The 19139-nt window shown below is 46.8% G+C and carries 17 protein-coding genes; 12 read left to right on the top strand and 5 right to left on the bottom strand.

Annotation, left to right across the window (positions count from 1 at the left end; translation table 11 throughout):
- Nucleotides 1–113 precede the first annotated feature (113 nt).
- Nucleotides 114–854: an ABC transporter ATP-binding protein gene (locus tag P397_RS0113405; RefSeq protein ID WP_081776994.1), complete on the top strand. Its 741-nt coding sequence runs from the start codon at nucleotides 114–116 to the stop codon at nucleotides 852–854.
- Nucleotides 851–1990, top strand: a complete 1140-nt coding sequence (locus P397_RS0113400; protein ID WP_028106860.1) for an ABC transporter permease — start codon at nucleotides 851–853, stop codon at nucleotides 1988–1990. The genes P397_RS0113405 and P397_RS0113400 overlap by 4 nt, the downstream gene beginning before the upstream one ends.
- Before the next feature lie 67 nt (nucleotides 1991–2057).
- On the opposite strand, the gene P397_RS0113395 is transcribed toward P397_RS0113400, so the two are convergent.
- Nucleotides 2058–3356: an ammonium transporter gene (locus tag P397_RS0113395; protein WP_028106859.1), complete on the bottom strand. Its 1299-nt coding sequence runs from the start codon at nucleotides 3354–3356 to the stop codon at nucleotides 2058–2060.
- A gap of 117 nt (nucleotides 3357–3473) precedes the next feature.
- Between P397_RS0113395 and P397_RS0113390 the strand changes: the two genes are divergently transcribed.
- The 7 genes from P397_RS0113390 to mscL all read left to right on the top strand — a co-directional run bounded on the left by P397_RS0113390 (nucleotide 3474) and on the right by mscL (nucleotide 10298).
- Nucleotides 3474–3776 (top strand): MerR family transcriptional regulator, encoded by a 303-nt coding sequence (locus P397_RS0113390; RefSeq protein ID WP_012369603.1) that lies wholly within the window; start codon nucleotides 3474–3476, stop codon nucleotides 3774–3776.
- A 143-nt stretch (nucleotides 3777–3919) separates the two neighbouring features.
- Nucleotides 3920–4966, top strand: coding sequence for a uroporphyrinogen decarboxylase (gene hemE, locus P397_RS0113385; RefSeq protein WP_026833744.1), 1047 nt, complete (start codon nucleotides 3920–3922; stop codon nucleotides 4964–4966).
- On the top strand, nucleotides 4963–5895 hold the full coding sequence (hemH, locus tag P397_RS0113380; protein ID WP_026833743.1) for a ferrochelatase: 933 nt from the start codon (nucleotides 4963–4965) through the stop codon (nucleotides 5893–5895). Before hemE ends, hemH begins: the two co-directional genes overlap by 4 nt.
- On the top strand, nucleotides 5885–7303 hold the full coding sequence (hemG, locus tag P397_RS0113375) for a protoporphyrinogen oxidase (protein ID WP_028106858.1): 1419 nt from the start codon (nucleotides 5885–5887) through the stop codon (nucleotides 7301–7303). Before hemH ends, hemG begins: the two co-directional genes overlap by 11 nt.
- Before the next feature lie 139 nt (nucleotides 7304–7442).
- The gene (cls, locus tag P397_RS0113370; protein ID WP_028106857.1) at nucleotides 7443–8903 is read left to right on the top strand and encodes a cardiolipin synthase; all 1461 of its coding nucleotides are present in this window, start codon (nucleotides 7443–7445) and stop codon (nucleotides 8901–8903) included.
- Nucleotides 8904–8994: 91 nt separating this feature from the next.
- Complete coding sequence (locus P397_RS0113365; protein WP_233550605.1) at nucleotides 8995–9888, top strand: Cof-type HAD-IIB family hydrolase; 894 nt, start codon at nucleotides 8995–8997, stop codon at nucleotides 9886–9888.
- 20 nt (nucleotides 9889–9908) lie between these two features.
- The gene (gene mscL / locus P397_RS0113360; RefSeq protein WP_028106855.1) at nucleotides 9909–10298 is read left to right on the top strand and encodes a large-conductance mechanosensitive channel protein MscL; all 390 of its coding nucleotides are present in this window, start codon (nucleotides 9909–9911) and stop codon (nucleotides 10296–10298) included.
- A 74-nt stretch (nucleotides 10299–10372) separates the two neighbouring features.
- Here the strand turns inward: mscL and P397_RS0113355 are convergent, their stop codons facing one another.
- The gene (locus tag P397_RS0113355; protein WP_028106854.1) at nucleotides 10373–12547 is read right to left on the bottom strand and encodes an ATP-dependent helicase; all 2175 of its coding nucleotides are present in this window, start codon (nucleotides 12545–12547) and stop codon (nucleotides 10373–10375) included.
- A 225-nt stretch (nucleotides 12548–12772) separates the two neighbouring features.
- Between P397_RS0113355 and P397_RS0113350 the strand changes: the two genes are divergently transcribed.
- Nucleotides 12773–13267 (top strand): GNAT family N-acetyltransferase, encoded by a 495-nt coding sequence (locus P397_RS0113350; RefSeq protein ID WP_026833737.1) that lies wholly within the window; start codon nucleotides 12773–12775, stop codon nucleotides 13265–13267.
- Nucleotides 13268–13351: 84 nt separating this feature from the next.
- On the opposite strand, the gene P397_RS0113345 is transcribed toward P397_RS0113350, so the two are convergent.
- Entirely contained in the window at nucleotides 13352–14812 is a 1461-nt protein-coding gene (locus P397_RS0113345; RefSeq protein ID WP_028106853.1) for a glycoside hydrolase family 32 protein, read from the bottom strand.
- 40 nt (nucleotides 14813–14852) lie between these two features.
- Complete coding sequence (locus P397_RS17415; protein WP_051524033.1) at nucleotides 14853–16499, bottom strand: sensor domain-containing diguanylate cyclase; 1647 nt, start codon at nucleotides 16497–16499, stop codon at nucleotides 14853–14855.
- A gap of 270 nt (nucleotides 16500–16769) precedes the next feature.
- On the opposite strand from P397_RS17415, the gene P397_RS0113335 reads away from it, so the two are divergent.
- Nucleotides 16770–17687, top strand: a complete 918-nt coding sequence (locus P397_RS0113335) for an ABC transporter ATP-binding protein (RefSeq protein WP_026833736.1) — start codon at nucleotides 16770–16772, stop codon at nucleotides 17685–17687.
- Nucleotides 17665–18408 carry an ABC transporter permease gene (locus tag P397_RS0113330; RefSeq protein ID WP_028106852.1) on the top strand — a complete coding sequence of 248 codons (744 nt, stop codon included), beginning with the start codon at nucleotides 17665–17667 and terminating at the stop codon, nucleotides 18406–18408. Before P397_RS0113335 ends, P397_RS0113330 begins: the two co-directional genes overlap by 23 nt.
- A 51-nt stretch (nucleotides 18409–18459) precedes the next feature.
- Here P397_RS0113330 and P397_RS0113325 read toward each other — a convergent pair whose 3' ends face one another.
- Nucleotides 18460–19086: a YczE/YyaS/YitT family protein gene (locus P397_RS0113325; protein ID WP_028106851.1), complete on the bottom strand. Its 627-nt coding sequence runs from the start codon at nucleotides 19084–19086 to the stop codon at nucleotides 18460–18462.
- Nucleotides 19087–19139 lie beyond the last annotated feature (53 nt).

Genomic DNA, 19139 nt, shown 5'->3' with positions numbered 1-19139 from the left:
ACACTTAGAGTAATTACCGTAAAAAGATGTATTCAAACCTTTTCTTAATAAAAAAATGACTCAAACTAGAAAAGTAAGAATGAATTGTCTAGGATAGTTAATGAAGGGAGTGCATCAGCGTGTTATTAAAAATAAATGATTTATCAGGCGGGTATGGTTCCAAAAAAGTCCTCCATCATATTAATATATCGGTACACCAAGGGGAATTGGTGGGGTTAATCGGTTTAAATGGTGCCGGAAAGTCGACGACGATTAAACACATCTTGGGTCTGTTGCCCGTCAAATCAGGTGAGATTTTGATTAACGGAGTCAGTTTAGAGCAGGATGAACAAATGTATCGTAAACAAGTAGCCTACATTCCGGAACAGCCGATGTTATATGAACAATTGACCTTGCGTGAACACTTACGTTTAATGGCGCAAGGCTATGCGGTCGAGGAAAAACAGGCACAAGAACGAATCGAGCACTATGCAGCCCGACTTCGAATGACGAAACAACTGGAATGGTTTCCGAGCGTGTTCTCAAAAGGGATGAAACAAAAAGCGATGATTCTCTGTGCGTTGATTACAGGCAGTGAACTGTTGATCGTCGACGAGCCGTTTGTCGGACTCGATCCGCTCGCCATCCGTGAGCTGTTGACGATTTTTAGTGAACTGAAAGCGGACGGAAAAGGAATCTTGATGTCGACGCATATCCTCGAGACGGCGGAACGGCATTGTAATCGATTCATCTTGTTGAATGAGGGGCAGATTGCCGCGGAAGGAACGACGCAAGAACTCCGTCAACGGTACGAATTGTCGAACGGTTCACTCGATGACATCTACGTAGCGGCGATTGAGGAGGCGGAAAGATGACGAGTTCTGTTCTATGGAGAACCCGTTACCAGACTGCCATGGTAGAAATGACAAAGTATACCCGTTACATGGCGAACGGCGGATTATTGTTTACGGTTTATTTCGTCGTTTTATACGGACTTGTCGTGTACGGTCGATTTCTGGATCAACTGAATCCCGACTTCCCTGGAAATCTTGTGATGGGCAGTTTGTTTATATTGCTGGCTTTTTATCGATCAACCCGGACATTTTTAGTCGAAGCGGATCAAGTATTTTTGCTTCCAGTCTTGCCGGATCTTGCGAATTATATGAAACGTGTTCGGGTCTACAATGCCTTTTATGGATTGATTCGGGCAATCATTCCTTTTTTGGCAGTGTCTGTTTTATATGTGCGAACGGAAGATACGACACCGGTCGAATTGTTTGTGCTGTTTGCTGCATTAAGCATGGTTGGAGCGGCAGCAAATTTATCGAAGCTTGAAGGAGTCGGTCATCGGATTGTGCTCCTGTACGCAACAGGAGCCGGTGTTCTTGTCATGCTTGGAATGGGTCTGTTCAGCATCGTCGTGACGAGTTTATTACTGCTGACGATCTACTTAAAAAAACAGGATCAGTTGCCGCTGATGGACTGGATTTCACTTGAACAAGAATCACGGGACCGTTTTTATCGCATCGCCAATTGGTTTGTTGATGTGCCCCGGCTGTCGACGACCTACAAACGCCGGCGTCTGTTGAGCCATCTGGTTGAAAAAATTGGATTCGACCACAAACGCACCTTTGATTACCTCTATCTGAAACAATTCATCAGAAGCACGGATGGCATTGGATTGATCGTCCGTCTGACGTTAATCGGAGTCCTCTTCATGTGGCTTGGTAAGGACAATGCATGGCTTGTCACGCTGGCCGTCCCGGCATTTGGCGGGCTGACCAGTTTTCAACTCGCTCCTTTCACGCGGGCGATTGACTCGCATCTCTTAACACGACTGTTGCCGTTCGGAGACGCGACCGCATCGAAGCGAAAAGTCCTCCGGTTGGCATCGTTCCTCCAAGTGGTAATCTTATCACTGGCAGGGTTTATCCTCAGTGGTTTTGCGACGGTGTTTGTCGGAGCAATCGCAGCACTTGTCATCGGCGAATACTATGCACGAAAAAAATAAAATGCGTTCTTATTGAACAAAAATACCCCCCGTTCACGAAAAGGTGAACGGGGGGTATTTGACAAGATTAATTTACTTTTTCAGTTGTTTCTTCGTCTTCATAAGAGGTCCGCAACTCTTTGCTGACAGGGGCTGGGAGATCATAAGAAGCTTGACCGTGTTCCGCGACATCAAGTCCACGCAACTCATCTTCGCGTGTGATCCGGAGACCAATCGTCACATCAAGTAACTTGAGGAAGACGTAACTCAATACGCTGACGACGACGACTGCAAAGACGACACCCAGTGTTTGAACACCAAGTTGTGTGAATCCACCGCCATAAAATAATCCCGCTTGACCGATCCCTGTGATTTCAACAAGGCGGGGTGAAGCGAAGAATCCAGTGGCGAGTGTTCCCCAAATCCCGGCAACACCATGGACGGAAAAGGCGCACAACGGATCGTCGACACGGCGGGCGAGCAGGATGCTTGTGCCGTATGTGATGATACCGGCCAGGAAACCAATCACGACGGCTCCCCATGGTTCAACGAAGGCACAGGCAGCAGTGATGGCGACAAGCGCAGCCAAGACCCCGTTGATGATCGACGGAATGTCCGCGACCCGGCGATGCCAGAAGGAAATGGCAAGCGCACCGAGTGCTCCGGCAGCCGTCGCAAGCAATGTCGTCAAAGCAACATAGCTGAAGAATCCGTCAGCGATTGTCAGCGTCGATCCGGCATTGAATCCGAACCAACATAACCAAAGGATGAAGGCGCCGACAACAGAGTAGATGACGTTATGACCAAGTAAAGGCGTTTTTTCTGCTCCGATCCGTTTTTTCAAGATTAAAGCAGCGACGAGAGCGGCGATTCCGCCTTGTAAGTGGACGACGGTTGAACCGGCGAAATCCTGCATACCGAGCGAACCGAGGAAACCACCTGCCCAAACAGAACGGGCAATGATCGGATAGATGATGGCAACGAAGAATGTTCCGAACAACAGGTAGACAGACAGTTTGGCACGTTCCGCAAAACCACCCCAGGCGATGGCAAGGGATACGGCAACGAAGGACAATTGGAACAGGAACTTGACATCAATTGTCACGTTGGACCAGTCGAGGCTCGAGAAACCACCTTGGAGGAAAAATCCTTCCGTTCCAATCAAGCCGGGTCCGTCTCCGAACGTCAATCCGAAACCGATTGCCCAAAAAGCGAGCGCGGCGACGGAGAAACTGATCAATTGTTTGACGGCGACATGGCCTGCGTTCTTAGCGCGTAACATCCCTGTCTCAAGTAATAAGAACCCGATTTGCATCGTAAAGACCAATAAAGTAGCGAATAAGACATAAAACGTATCGACCGAAATTAACATCTCTTCTAAATTCATCATCGTTCCTCCTTTATCAATTTAAAGTATGTGTTTACTTTAGACGGAAATCCTTTCCAAGAAACGTCTTGTGTCAGAAAATCTGACATGGTATTTTGAAGGAAAGGAGTGACGAAGATGAATTACCGGGAGAAAAAGGTGATGACGATTGGTATTGTCTGTGAATTGACCGGTTTATCGGAACGGCAGATTCGTTACTATGAAGAACGGAAGTTGATTTTTCCGGAACGGACGAACGGGAAGACCAGAAAATACTCGTTTACAGACATCGAACGGTTAGTCGAAGTCGCGGAAAAGATCGAAGACGGCTGGCGGACGCATGAGATCCGTGAAAAAGAACGTAAAGTAACCGAACAACAACGTTCTGATTTGATTCGTGGACAGCTGAATGCTGCGTTTGGTCTATATAAGAAACGGTGAACATTTGATGAACGGGTAACAGAACTGTAATTTTGTAAACGATTTATTGGCACACGGTTCTGAATTTCAGATATAATGTTTCTGTGTTCACAAACTTATCGTGCGTTATTTTGGGGCGTTAGAACGAGTATAAAGGGGTAGTTATGATGAAGAAGTTTAATGATACATTTTTGCGCGCCATTCGTGGCGAAGAGGTAAGCCATGTACCGGTCTGGTATATGCGACAAGCAGGTCGGTATCAAGCGGAGTATCGTGAAATCAAGAAGACACGGACGTTATTCGAGATTACACACGATCCAGAATTATGCGCCTATGTCACGGAACTACCGGTCAAACAACTAGGGGTCGATGCAGCAATTCTGTACAAGGACATCATGACGCCGTTACCTTCAATGGGAGTTGACGTGGAAATCAAAAGTGGCATTGGTCCCGTCATCGCGAATCCGATTCGGACAATGGACGACGTACAAGCCCTTCAACCGTTCAAGAAAGAGGATATCCCGTACATTTTTGAAACGATCGGACTGTTACGGGAACGACTCGATGTGCCATTAATCGGCTTCTCGGGTGCACCGTTTACGCTAGCCAGCTATATGATCGAAGGTGGACCGTCAAAAGGGTACCACAAAACAAAAGCATTGATGTATGGTCATCCTGACGTATGGCATGCTTTAATGGAGAAACTCGGAGATATGGTCATCGATTATATCAAGGCACAAGTCGATGCAGGCATTCAAGCCTTCCAAATCTTTGACTCGTGGGTCGGAACAACAAGCCGGAACGATTATGTCCTGTACATCAAACCGACGATGGAACGAATCTTCAAAGAGTTAAAAGAGACAGGTGTTCCGATGATCATGTTCGGTGTCGGAGCAAGTCATTTGGCAGAAGAGTGGCACGACCTGCCGCTGGACGTCGTCGGACTCGATTGGCGCCTGTCGGTTGACGAAGCCCGTAAGCGTGGACTGACCAAAACGTTACAAGGCAATCTCGATCCATCTTACTTGCTCGCACCATGGGAGATTCTCGAAGCGAAAACGAAAGAGATTCTTGATATGGGAATGAAACGTCCTGGTTTCATCTTTAACTTAGGACATGGGATTTTCCCGGAAGTGGATCCGGAAGTCTTAAAACGTCTCACTGCATATATCCATGATTACTCGAAAGAAAAAATGGAGGTAGCGAAATGAAAACACTAGGATTACTTGTCATGGCGTATGGTACGCCGTATAAACCGGAAGACATTGAACGGTATTACACACACATTCGCCGTGGACGCAAACCGTCTCCAGAAGCATTGGCTGAACTGACAGAACGGTATGAAGCAATCGGCGGAGTTTCACCACTTGCGCAAGTCACGATTGATCAAGCGGAAGAATTACACCGTCAACTGACAGAAAAATATGCCGGCGAAATCGAATTCAAACTCTATCTTGGCCTGAAGCACATCGAACCATTCGTCGAGGATGCTGTCGAACAGATGGCGAAAGACGGGATTACGGAAGCTGTCACAGTCGTACTGGCACCGCACTATTCGACGTTCAGTATCCGTTCATACAACGGACGTGCAAAAGAAGTGGCAGACAAACACGGAATTCATCTGGCTTCTGTTGAGTCATGGTACAAAGAAGAAGCGTTCATCGACTGGTGGGGAACAGAAATCCGTAAAACGTTTGATGCCTTGCCGGTTCCTGAAGAAAAGGCTGTTTTGGTCGTCTCCGCACACAGTCTGCCGGAAAAAATCATTGCGAACGGTGATCCGTACCCGGAACAATTAAAAGAAACAGCAGACTTGATCGCAGCGCGTGCCGGTGTCACACACATGATCACGGGTTGGCAATCAGCCGGACAAACACCAGAGCCATGGCTTGGACCGGACGTTCAGGATTTGACGCGTGATGTCTATGAAGAAAAAGGCTACGAAGCGTTTGTTTATGTCCCGGTCGGATTCGTCGCCGATCATCTGGAAGTTTTGTTTGACAATGACTACGAATGTAAAGTCGTCTGTGACGAGCTCGGAATTCATTACGCGCGTCCAATCATGCCGAATGCAGATCCGGCCTTCATGAAAGCTGTGACAGAGGCTGTTTCAAAACAGGTCGGTAGTTATGTCAAGTAAACGTCTCGTCATCGTCGGCGGTGGTATCACTGGTCTTGCCGCTGCCTATTACGCAGAACGTGCCTTTCCCGATTTAAACATCACAGTGCTTGAAGCCGGAGAACGTCTTGGTGGTAAAGTCGCCACCTATCGAGAAGATGGCTTTACGATTGAACGTGGACCCGATTCTTACGTCGCGCGAAAGCATATCTTGACGGACTTGATTGAAGCAATCGGGCTCGGCGAACAGCTGGTCCGAAACAATACGTCCCAAGCCTTCATTCTTGACCAAGGGGGACTCCATCCGATTCCGAAAGGAGCAGTGATGGGGATTCCGACGGATTTGGATGTCTTTCGAGAAACGACGTTACTGACAGAACAGGAAAAACAAGAAGTCGCGGACTTATTGTTGTATCCGTCCGATCAGTTAAGAATTCCGGAATATGATATTCCACTCGGTGAGTATTTACGTCCAAGACTCGGTGATGCGTTAGTTGAAAAACTGATCGAACCATTGTTGTCAGGGATTTACGCTGGAAACATTGATCAAATGAGTACATTTGCAACCTATCCACAATTCGTTGCCAACGAACAGAAAGCGGGTTCGCTGTTTGAAGGAATGCGCTTGATGCGTCCGCTCGATCAATCACCGCAAGGTCCACAGACAACGATCAAGGCAACGGGACAATTCCTATCGTTAACGACCGGACTTGAATCGTTGATTGAACGGTTGGAGGAAATGTTGGAACGCTCGGAAGTCCGTCTCGAAACGCCGTTGCTCGAAATTTCACGCGAAGCAGGTCGGTATCGGTTGAAAACGGACCATGGTCCGGAATATGCCGATTACGTTCTTTTGACGATTCCGCATCCTCAAGTCGTTCGCTTACTGCCGGATGCACATCTACCGGAACTCGAGCAGTTGACGACGCATTCAACAGCGACGGTGACGATGATTTTTGATCAACAAGAATCACTTCCCATCGAAGGAACAGGGTTTGTCGTCAATCGCCGGGCACCGTACTCCATTACGGCCTGTACGGCGATTGACCAAAAGTGGAACCATTCGGCACCGGATCATACGGTCCTCCGTGCGTTTGTCGGTCGACCGGGCAATGACCACCTTGTTCATGAGTCGGACGATGTATTGCGTCAAGCCGTGTTGCAGGATTTAGAAAAAATCTGTGGGCGGACATTAGAACCGAAGCAGGTCATCATCAGCCGATTGGTCGATGGTCTTCCTGCTTATACGGTGGGACATGCCGAGCGCATCCAACGTGTCCGGGATGAAGTTTTGGCACAGTATCCGGGAATCTACCTCGCAGGTCTCGCCTACGATGGAGTAGGATTGCCGGACTGTGTGGCAAGTGCAAAAACGATGATTGAGTCGATTGAATTGGAAGAATCCCATGCGGACGAGTCGATCAACTGACTTTCATGTTTTCATAAAGTGTACGAACATCAGGATTGTTCTGATGTTTCGTACACTTTTTTGTTTCAATCTCTACAAAAATAAGGAATAGCTTATACATTGGGGAAAAGTCCTGACAGACACGAAGGAGGGGATTGCTTTGCTTGAGATTTTAAGCACGTTTCTCGTCATTTTGGCGTATGGCTTGATTATCATGAATCTGTTGGCTGTCGTCACCGTCATCTTTTTAGAACGGCGCGATATCGGTGCAACGTGGGCCTGGGTCTTGATTCTGTATTTTGTGCCGCTCATTGGATTTCTCATCTACTTATTTTTCGGACGTCTCTTGAAAAAAACGGACTTTTATCATGTCGAAGAGAAGGAAAAACAAGAACAGGCACGGCGTGTGGCATTACAGCTTGAAGAGCTGAATCATCCGCAGACACAGATGCGTCATCCTGCTGTCGTACGGTATGACCAGTTGATCCGAATGAATTTGATGTCAAACGATGCGTTACTCAGTTTTAAAAATGAGGTCGTGATTTTATCGGATGGGGAACAAAAATTTAATCGAATGCTGACCGATATCTTGAACGCGAAATACGAAATCAATATCCAGTACTACATCATTCAAAAAGATTCGTTGGGACAGGCGTTGATCGCAGCACTGACAAAAAAGGCGCAAGAAGGGATAAAAGTCCGGTTACTTTATGATGCCGTCGGTTCGCGGGATTTAGGACGAAAAGATTTCAAAGAGCTGTTGCTTCATGACGGGGAAGTGTTTGCCTTTTTCCCACCGACGATTGGTTTGATCAACTTTCGGCTCAACAATCGGAATCACCGGAAGTCGTGTATCATCGACGGAAGAATCGGCTACATCGGAGGATTTAATGTCGGGACCGAATATCTTGGGATTGATGATAAGTTTGGGTACTGGCGGGATACGCATTTCCGGTTAGAGGGGGAAGTCGTGCACGACCAGTTGGATCGTTTCATTCTCGACTGGAATCAGGCGAGCGACAGTTACACGGCCAAAGAATTTTTCCATTACGGCACGCATTCGGTTGAACAGACCTTGCCGATGCAAATCGTAACATCCGGACCGAATTCGAAAACAGAGCATTTAAAAAATATGTTGATCAAGATGATTTCGTCAGCCAGACAATCCGTTTATATCCAGTCGCCTTATTTTATCCCGGACGCGAGCTACATGGATGCCTGCAAGATGGCATTATTATCAGGGGTAGAACTGAGAATCATGATCCCAAATAAACCGGATCATCCGTTTGTCTATTGGGCGACGACAGCAGCAGTTGGAGAACTGATTGATTACGGGGCAAAAATCTACACGTATGAACCCGGATTTTTACACGCAAAAACGATTGTCGTCGATCAAGCCATCGCCTCAGTCGGAACGACTAACATCGATGCCCGCAGTTTCAGATTAAATTTTGAGATGAATTCGGTTGTTTACGATCCGCATGTCGCCTCTGAATTAGCACAGCTGTTTGAAGAAGATTGTCTGGTCTGTGAGCGGTTGACGGCGGAAAAATATGCAGAGCGCTCCAGGATGATTAAATTCAAAGAGAGCATTTCAAGACTCCTGTCTCCGATTTTGTAAAGGAAGAAGGAGGATTTGGTAAAGGAACAAGGATGAGAACAGGAAACTGAGAAGAGAAATGGTATAGTGGAACTGAAAAAGACAAAGGAGAGTGAACGTTTTGGCAAAAGCAATCAAATTATTGATCTCAGACATGGATGGTACCGTATTATCCAGCAAACAGAAAATAGAACCGGAAACGATTGCGGCAATTGAAGCGGCAAAAGAACAAGGCATTGATTTTGCGATTGCAACAGGACGAAATTACTTAAATGCAAAAGAATTGACGGATCAGGCAGGAATCACGTGTCCGATCATCGCGTCGAACGGTGCACGCGTTTTGACCGTCGACGGGGAAGAGTTAAGTGCGACGACGTTGACGTCGGAGCAAGCCCAGCAGATTTATGGCATCATCAGCCAATACGAAGTATTTTTTGAGATGTTTTGTGACCAAGGTCTCGTCACGGCACAAGGATCAACAATTGACGCCGCCTATGATTCGCTCAAAGAAATGAGTCAGGAAAGCGACCGGGCGAAGGATGTACTCGACTTTTTCCACAATCGTTATTACGTCAATGAAGACGTCAAGATGATTGATGGATTCCGCTCATTCATTCGTAACCAAGCCGGACAAGTCTTTAAGTTCATCTCCTTCTCGTTTGATCAGGACTTGATGAAGAAGATTTGGGAAGAAATCGAACAAAAAGTGGACGGGATTTATGTGACATCATCCGGTCATGACAACATCGAAGTCATGGCACTTGGAGCAGACAAAGGAACAGCCGTCAAAACACTGGCGAAGCACCTGGGCGTGTCAATCGAAGAGGTCGCTGTCATCGGAGACAACTTAAACGATGTTCCGATGTTCAAAGTCGCCGGAATGGCGATAGCGATGGGAAATGGACATGAAGATGCAAAAGCGATTGCGCATCAAGTGACGAAAACCAACGACGAACATGGGGTCGGATATGCGATTCGTCAATTGGCCGATCGGGCATGGACGTAACAAGAGAGGGGTAAGTTTCATTGTTCAAAGCGTTTAAGGAGTTTGCGTTTCGCGGGAATGTAATTGATTTGGCGGTCGGTGTCATCTTAGGGGCAGCCTTCAGCGGGATCATTAAATCCTTGGTCGACAGTATCTTCATGCCGTTGATCGGCATCATCATCGGCGGGATTAACGTCAAGAAGTTATCCGTCACGGTCGGTAACGCCAACTTACTGTACGGTCAGTTCTTGCAGGCAAGCATCGAATTCATCTTGATTGCCTTTGCATTGTTCCTGTTTGTCAAAGGCATCAATGCGTTTCGACGAAAAGAGGAAACACCGGAGGAAGTGGTGGTTCCGACAACGGAAGAAAAATTACTCACGGAAATCCGTGATGCCCTCGTTCGTCAAAACGATGGACGGGTCGAGTAATCGGATACGGGACACAACACAAAAGGCTCACCCTTTACCGGAAGTACATTTACCGGGAAAGAGTGAGCCTTTTTTTAAAGAATGGTCAGCAGATGATTTTCAGAACAGACTTGCAGTGAGAGTTGTTTGTCGATGCCTTTGTCAAACTGAATCTCGAGGACATCGTCCATCAAATGAATAATCGTCCCGTCGCCAAAGGATTTATGGCGGATCCGCATGTTTTTTTCGACTGGCAGAAGTGGGACGGATGCTTGTTCCGTTGAACGTTGCGCATAACGGATTTCCTTTTTGACCGTCTGACTCGGATTGAGAATATGCCGGATATTTCCGAGGAAAAGAGATTCTTCAACCGGCTTTGACTTGTATCGGTAAGAAAGCAGGTGAAGTTCATACCGTGCCCGCGTCATTCCGACATAAAACAGACGAACCGCTTCCTCCATCTCTTCCAATTGTCCGTCCTTATAAGACTTGATGTTATCAGAAGACGGCAACACGCCATTGATTAAATCAATCATGAAGACACGGTTGAATTCAAGACCTTTGGCGCTGTGAAAGGTTGACAGCGTCACGGCATTTTGATGTTTATTGGACTTCGCTTGACGCATCAACTGTTCAAGATGCAAAATTCGTTCTTTAAAAGCAAGGGAAGTCGGAAGGTCACTGGCGACATTTTCAATCGTATTGAGCATCTCCAGTAAAAAATCAATACTAAACCCAAGGCTGTCACTCATTTTTTTAAGATTTTTTTCATACCCGAGCTCATTTCGAATCAGTGCCAAGGCAGCGGAAGGACGGGCTGTCTGCATGGCAGCAAAAACCGATTTAATCGTTTTTAACTGCTTTTTTTGATAAAACTTCATGTCGACATGCTGAATCAATAAATCAAATACATTGTCCCCGTTACGCAATTCATACAGACGTTGTAACTGGACTTTCGAGATGTAGCCGGCAAACTTCGTATGAATCTGTGCCAAAATATCGACATCCGAAGGATCATTGGCGAGCTCGATGAAGTGTAAGACATCCTTTAAGACCCAATGGCTAAAGAATTTATGGTCCACATCCTTGATGTAAAACGGGATTCCGGCTAAGTCGAGTGCATTCATGATATTGATGGAAGACGAGTTGTTGCGATATAAGACGGCGACTTCTTGAAAATTCGTCTCGTCCCGCAGCTGACGAATGACGTACCGTGTCTGGTCCTCGTAAGCCGGTAAGGTCTCGACGACGATCGGACGAGAAGATGGGTTTTCCGTAAACATTTTTTTCGGATGACGGACTTTGTTCCGTTGAATGAACCGGTTGGCCGTCTCGACGATTTCTCGGGAAGACCGGTAGTTCTGTTCCATGTACAACACCGTCGCATCCGGATACGTGTCTTTAAAATGAATGATCTTCGAGACATCTGCACCACGCCAACTGTAGAGCGTCTGATCATCATCGGCGACGACACAGAGATTATTGTGGGGCAATGCCAGCTTTTCCACGAGTTGATGTTGGACAAGGGACGTATCCTGACTTTCATCCGTCAAAATATACTCGAAGCGACGTTGATAAGAAGCGAGTAACTCGGGATTTTCTGCAAGGATCGTATTGGCGTATGTCAACATATCATCAAAGTCCATCAAAGGGTGGAGGGGATCCCGTAACTTAAATTGTTCATACGCCGAATAAATCTCAGGAAAATGTTTGATCGTCGTTTTTAAGGTCTCGATATCCTTTGGCAGCAGCAACCGGTTTTTGACGAAAGAAATCATCCGAAGCAGTTCATCCATCTGGTCTTCCGTAATGACACTTCGATTGATTTCTTGGAAAATCCGGCGCAGCACCATTCGTTTGTGCAATGGTTGTTCAGGACGGTGAGAAGCCGACTTTTCGATGGTTCCTTCGATGATTGTATAGTGGAGCCGGTTCACTGCCGCATAGTCACGAACGACTTGGAACGCAAAACTATGAATCGTCGAAAAGGAAGCCGTTGTTCCAATCAGATGATGGAACCAATCGTGAAAACGTTCTGCCATCTCATGCGCAGCGGCTTTACTGAACGTTAGTCCAAGAATTGCCCGCGGATTCACCTTTTTTTCAAGAATCAAATAGGCAATTTTAAAGTTTAATGTTGTCGTTTTCCCGGAACCGGGGGAAGCAAGTAATAAAAGGGGACCTTGATCATGCTCGATCGCTTGACGTTGTACAGCATTTAATTTGGTCCCAGTTTCGATTTCCATTCGTTCAAAAAAGTCTGGGGACATTGTTCCGTTCACCTCTTACCTCTATAAACTCAATTTTCTTTTCTTAGTTTAGCATTTTCAGTCCGACAATTGATTAAGTCTACAAAAGAAGTGGAATATAAGTAAAGATAAAACCATTGACTGAAACTCAACGAGAGTTGGCTAAATACATCGTAAACGTGTAAAATGGAAATAGATGTAAGGAGAGAGGCGTGGTCTCTTCACTGAATGGAAGGCGGAAAAGATATGTCACAAGTGAATTTATTTATGTATACCAACGAACATTATGAACAGTGTGATGCTTTTATTCTTCCAGAGGAGCAGATCCAGTTCACGACATTCCCGACAGAGGTCGTGTCAGAAGCGTTGGAAAATCCGGATAAGTTTCCTGTCGTCATCAAAAAAGGTTTGGAGGTCGTTGGATTTTTTGTCCTCCATCTCAATCCTCCGAAGACACACCGGACAGATGAACGCAGTGTGCTGTTGCGTGCCTTTTCGATTGACGCCCGGCACCAAAAACAAGGATATGCGAAAGAAGCGATGATGCAGTTACCGGCCTTTGTGCAGGCACACTTTCCGGAAGTGACGGCGATTACACTGGCCGTCAATAAAAAAAATATCGCGGCGAAATCTTTATACTTTAAAACCGGTTATGTGGATACGTTACAATCTGTCATGGGACCCATCGGAGAACAACACATTTTAGCATTTGATTTACAGAAAGAAACGACACCACAGTAAAAAAGCACATTCCTCAGCTGAGCATTTGCGAGGAATTGTGCTTTTTTTGTGAGCAGACCACGCATCGTACTTTAGATCAAAAGATCAAAGCGTATAGATGGCGAGGTGTGCCGTCGCATCACCTGTCAAAACGATGCCCTGACTGGTCGATTTCGGGAAGATACGGGATGAGGCAACCGCTTCCCCGTCGTTTAGGAACACTTCGATGGAGGATCGATCGACGAACAGACGTAACGTGTGCAACGGTTCAGCCAATGTGATGGAACGGCTCGTACCAAATTCGACCGCTGGAACTTCTGCTCCGGACTTTGACCGATCAATTGTAAACCGTTTCGTCTCTGCTTCGTAGCGGAGAATCGTTTCTTCTTGGTCACTGGCGCGAACCTTTAATTCCAATTGATCGGATGACAGCTGTAAGTGCGACAGTTCCAGTTCGAACGTCTCAGCCTGTGCCGGCATGATGTGGTGTTCGAGTGTCAGCTCTTGCGCGTACAGCGTTTCTTTTCGTAACGCGGTCAATTCCTGCACCGGTTTTTGACGCAATTGCTGATTTTCAAGTGTCAGTTCGCGCGGCAAGGTTAAGCCATGTGCCCAGTTGAACCGGTCACTCGGATAAGCAATGTCTGGTAACCCCATCCAGCCAACGAGGATCCGGCGACCGTCTGCGGCAAGTGTCGTCTGCGGCGCATAAAAGTCAAACCCAAAGTCCAGTTCGACGAAATCATCGTGTTGGAACGTGACGTCCGGAAGGTTAAGCGGGTCACCAATCAAGTAACCGGACTGGAAGATATTTTGATAACGGTCTCCCTGTGGTTCAATCCCTTGCGGACTGAACAACAATATGCCTTTCCCGTCCAGTTCAAAGTAGTCGGGACACTCCCACATGTAACCAAACTGATCATAACGCGTATCCAGCTCGCCGATCCATGTCCAGTGTTCAGCGTCTTCCGATCGGTACACGACTGTACAACCTGTCAAATCATTACGCTGAGCACCGATGATGCAGTACCACACATCCTGATGTTGAAATACTTTTGGATCCCGGAAATGTTCCGTATAGCCATCCGGGACAGTCGGAATCGCCGGTGGCAGATGTTTTTCAATCCGACCATCCGAACGAAGGTGTCCGACGATTTGACTTGTATGCCGATTCCACTCCGCATCCCGTTTATTGCCGGTGTACATGATATGGACTTGGTCATTTTTGATGAAACCACTTCCGGAATAGGCGCCGTGTGAATCCGGATCATCGTTTGGAATCAATGCGGCTCCTTCATCAAACCAATGCACTAAATCTTTTGATGTCATGTGGTACCAATACTTTAACCCGTGAACGGGTCCAAGAGGGAACCATTGATAAAAGAGATGATACGTGCCGTTATGATAAACAAAACCGTTTGGATCATTTAACAAACCGGTTGGTGGTTGGATATGGAAAGAAAAACGCCAAGGCGATGTCCGGACTTCTTCCTTCATGAGTTGATACACTTCCGGTGCGAGATCGGAAAGCGGGCGGTAACGTGCTTCGCGTGTCCACTGATTCATGCTGTCAGCTCCTCGTTGTAAGTAGTTGGGTGTTGTTCTTCTATTCGTTCACATTACGGAGAACGTTCTGTCTTGTCAATGGCAATTCGGAACGATAAAAGGTCAAGCGTCCTTTGCCCTGTTTTTTTGAGTCATACAAGGCGATATCCGCATGATGCATGGCTTGTTCCATCGATTCTTCAGGCGAACGGACGGAAATCCCGATACTTGCCCCGATGTACAGAACTTGTTGATGTAAGAGATAAGGCGTGGAGAGTGAATGAATGAGGCTTGTCGCATACTGTTCCATGTCTTCGATGGAGAGAGGGTCATTAAGGACGATCAAAAATTCATCTCCTCCGAGCCGTGCCGTGATGCCTTTGTAGTGTAAGGAACTTCGAAGACGATCAGCGACTTCAATTAGTAAAAGATCACCCATCGCATGACCGTACTGGTCATTGACGGCTTTAAATCCATCGAGATCCAGATACAAGTAAGTTTGGGTATGATTTTTAACGGTCAATTCCTCTAGATAGTCGGATAGACCGTTTCGATTCGGCAATCCGGTCAGCGCGTCATGCAAGGCGAGTGACTCGTATGTCGTTTTCTCCTGTTCGGTATGAGTAAGTTTTGCCGTCAACTGACGCAGGGCGACAGACAAGACTTCAATTTCCCGAATGCCTGTGTGGGACGGAATCGATTTGGACGGATCCCGTTGCATTTCTTTCGCAGCTTGAGTGATTTGTTTTAAAGGACGCGTCAATAACCTTGCGACGAACCAACCGATGACTGCAGTGACGAGAGAAGCGATCAAACCCGCAATTAAAATGTAGTCTCTCAAGGCACTGGCATCTGAAAAAGCGACGTGACTCGGTTGGCGGACGAGGATGGTCCAGCCGAGTCCATCATAATTTTTATAGCCTTTACTTTGAGTCGAACCGGTGAGGTATTCTTGTCCGTCACCCCATGTCGAGACGCGATATCCCGTCTGTTTCCCGGATAACCAGTCGGCGGGTAACATTTTACCGCGCCACTGTTCCGGACCTAGCAAGACGGTCCGGCTTTGTTGACTGACGATAAAAAACTCAACATCTTTGATTTGAGCTGTTGAACTCTGGAAACTTTGTTCGATTTCCTTGGCCCATTCAAAGCTGAGGTGAGTCGCAAGGACACCACTTTTCTTGCCGTTTGAACCCAATGGGGTACTGATATCAACGAATTGCAACGGTTCACCACTCGGATTCGGAAGCAGTTTTGCGAGTAAAACGGCATCATGGACGTCACCGATGAACGGTTTGTCTTGGGCTTCTTGAAAAACAGGTCGTTCTTTGATCGATTGCCCTTCTAAGATTTTCCCGGTTGAAGCGAGTACCTGACCGTCGGGACCGATCACACCAATCCAAGAAAAGTCGGGAATCTGTTTTTGCAATTGCTCGAGGGTATCCCGTGTCGCATTGAGATCACGCTGTTCTTGAATTGTCGGCAGCGTCCGCAAGACGTTGACTTCAGCTGTCCGTGACCACATGTAATGATCCAGTTTATCGGATAATTGATAAGCCGTAGCGGACAAAGTCATCCCGACTTCCTTCTTTAAACGATCCGTCGCCAGCTGGCTGATGAGAAAGGTTAAACAGAGCGTCATGATAAAAAAGAGACCCGCAATCAGTAAAGCAAGTAAAACATCAAAACGAATAGACAACTTCTGCATGTAGTAAACTCCAATTCAAAAATGAGATAGGTAGGGTCTTCCTCACCATTTTATCATATGACCTGCTGTTGGTTTTGAGTTTGATCAAAACATCAACAGGACATTCGTAAACATGACGACAGAGAGAAGCGGGATTATGTATGTGCTGAATGGTTTCTTTAATCATATAAGCTTGAATTGGAAACGGATTACATAATTGTAAGAATCGGAACTTTTTTAGTTTCAATCACGTACACTAGAACAAGAAGAACAGCAAGAGGAGGAAACAGGATGCTGAAAATTGAAAATATCTCAAAACGTCTGGGTAAAGAACAAATCTTAAAGGATGTCAGTTTCGAAGTATCGCCGGGAGAAGTTTTTGGATTTCTAGGACCGAACGGGGCCGGGAAGACGACGACGATCCGAATCATCACCGGACTGCTGGAACAGGACGCAGGAACGGTCACAGTTAACGGGTTTGATGTCGTGCAAGAGCGGTCCAAAGCCTTGACACAGATTGGGGCAATCGTCGAAAATCCAGCATTTTATCCGTACATGACAGGAAAACAAAACCTCGTTCAGGCAAAAAACCTGATTCCGGGTTTGGCTCAGGTCGATTACGAGGCACTGGCGCAACTCGTTGGACTGGAAGGAAAGCTGTCTAAAAAAGTCGGTGAATACTCATTGGGGATGAAACAACGACTCGGAATTGCACGGGCTTTGTTACATAACCCGCGTGTTCTGATTCTGGATGAGCCGACGAATGGTCTTGATCCGGCAGGCATCGCGGAACTGCGTGAATATCTCCGGAAAATGGCGCGGGAACAGGATATCGCCATTTTGATCTCCAGCCACATGTTAGGTGAGATGGAACAGATCAGCGACCGTTATGCCATCATCGATCAGGGTGTCATCAAATCGGTCGAATCCGTCCGAAACGAAACAGGGGCCAAAATCTTGATCCGTGTTCCGGAAACGAATATCCTCGACGTCATCGAGGCGTTGCGGGTCGCGAATTACCCGGCAGAACGCTGGAATGACAGTATCGTCATTACGGCACCTGAAAGTGACACACCGGCGATTGCCCGGTTAGTCGTGCCGATTGCTGATTTGCATGAACTGACGGTCAAGCGTCTGACACTCGAAGAACAATTCTTACAAGTGACGAAAAAAGAGGGGGATTCACATGCTTTCGCTCATACAAAATGAATGGATGAAATGGTGGACGATGAAAAAATCGAAAATCGTGTTGGCATTATATGCCGTCATCGCAATTGGAATCGTGATCATCGCGAAAACAAATGATTTTGATTTTACTCAAAGTTCATATTACACAATGGTTTCAGCAGTCCTGTTTGGGTTGCTCGGTATTATCACAATTGTCTTTACGGCGGAGACGGTCGGGAATGAGGTCCGTTATGATACGATGAAACATCTGTTGATGAGTCCGTATTCGCGGATGACGATCTATTTCTCGAAATTACTGTTTTCGATTTTGATCATGCTCGGTCAATTCATATTCATTGCCTTGATTACGTATGCCGCCTCGTTTGCATTTTCTGAAGCGGGTGAATCCCTCCAGTTGCGCGACACGGTCTTGGCACTCGTCAATCCGATCTTTACAATTTTCATGACGTTGTTCTTCTCGCTTGTCTTCCGCTCCGTCGGAATGATCATCGGGTTTACCGTTCTTGCCCAGTTCTTTACTTCGATTGTCGGCAGCTTGTTGCTGGCATTCAAGCCGGAAATCGCAAAATGGATTGTCTTCATGCATTTGGACTGGTCGATGTATTTCCAGAATGCTGCAGAATTTGGTGTGGCAGAAACAATGGGGACGACATTGACGTTTTCCGTCATCTTCGTCCTGGCGCACATCTTAGTTTTATTCGGCGGCTCAATTCTGATCTTCCAAAAAAAATCGTACCTCTAAAAAAATCCTGTCTCCATCGTGAACCCACGGCGGAGACAGGATTTTTTTCCGTCATCTGACACGACGGGAAATCGGAAATGTTTTTTGGAAAAATTCAATCAGCGGACCGTTCAGCAACAAGAACACGAACGTTCCGACACCGATTCCGATCAGTTCCCGTTCAACGAGCGACAAAATACTCGCAATCAGGAAGGGAATCGCCAGGCTGACGGTCGCTCCGATGGATGTGCTTTTAAACCGGCTGATCAGGGACTTCATCAAGTAATCGGGCGGCATCAAAACGAACCCGATCTGTAAGTAGAGCGCCAGACCCAGTGAAATCAACGGCATGCCGATTGCCATATAGAGAAGCCGTGTCCAAAGTGTTTCCGGGATATAGAGCAGTTGGTGGATCGATAAAAAGAAATCAATCGCCGTACCAAACAGAACGACGAGCGAAAAACTCAGGAGAATCGTCCACCAGCTAAACCGACTGCCAAGGAGTAGTGCACTCCCGAGTGCCAAGACATGTAAGGCGACGATGGCGAGTCCGACGGTTAGAGGGGAGATGCGGGCCAACGCCTCACTGGCGGATGTCCATGGCGCACTGCCGATTGCGGCGGTAACCATAAAGCTGTTTCCGAGGGCATTGATCAGAATCGAAAATAAATAAATGATGATGCGTTTTTGTTGAGTCATACGAGGCACAGGTCCTGGACCTGTGCGTCTCACCTCCATTTCAAAGCTGTATC

Origin of the sequence: Exiguobacterium undae DSM 14481, assembly GCF_000620805.1 — a bacterium.
GTDB classification, from domain to species: domain Bacteria; phylum Bacillota; class Bacilli; order Exiguobacteriales; family Exiguobacteriaceae; genus Exiguobacterium_A; species Exiguobacterium_A undae.
Note: the sequence above shows the minus strand (reverse complement) of the source record. Positions and strands in the feature narration are given on the sequence as shown.